Consider the following 690-nt stretch of genomic DNA (forward strand, 5'->3'; position numbering starts at 1 on the left):
GTGGAAAGACTCTGGATTGCTTCGCCGCGCTCGCAATGACTGCGTGGGGGACTTGTACAAAACATCGACGGCGTCAAAGATGGCTGGACACAGCAAGTGGCACCACGATGCCCCTCCTCGCCATCGTCTATTTTTCCATCTCAGGCACCACCGAGAAGCTGGCGCACGCGGTCGCGCGCGGTGCGGATGGCATGGCGGATGTCACGCACTGTCGCATCACCGGCGCGACATCGTATCAGGCCGGTTTAAGAATGAGAGCTTACTGGAGACGATTGACGGCGCTAGCGCCGTTGCGTTTGGCAGCCCCACCTACATGGGCGGACCCGCCGCCCAATTCAAAGCTTTTGCAGACGCTTCGAGCGACAGATGGAGCAAGCAAGCCTGGGCCAACAAGATCGCAGCAGGATTCACGACGGGCGCCTGCGCTGGCGGCGACCAACTCCACACACTGTCCTACTTTTCCATTCTGGCCGCGCAACACGGCATGCTCTGGTGCGGACTGGATATTCCGGGTGGCGAGGACCCGAGCGGTCGGAATCGTTTAGGCAGCCAGCTTGGCTTGGCAACACACTTGATTGACGGCTCGTTGCCTCAGAGCGACCTCGGCACGGCCGAATATCTCGGTCAGCGATTGGCCAGAATGGCAAGCCGCAACGGCTAACCTCACCCGTCATTGCGAGCGAAGCGAAG

At 60.4% G+C, this 690-nt stretch carries 1 protein-coding gene; it reads left to right on the top strand.

Features of this window, described 5'->3' with window-relative positions; all coding sequences use genetic code 11:
- A partial coding sequence (locus IVB47_RS16475; RefSeq protein WP_247462642.1) for a flavodoxin family protein occupies window positions 1–661 on the top strand: 661 nt, incomplete at its 5' end.
- Window positions 662–690 lie beyond the last annotated feature (29 nt).

The organism is Bradyrhizobium sp. 62 (assembly GCF_023073035.1).
Lineage (GTDB): Bacteria > Pseudomonadota > Alphaproteobacteria > Rhizobiales > Xanthobacteraceae > Bradyrhizobium.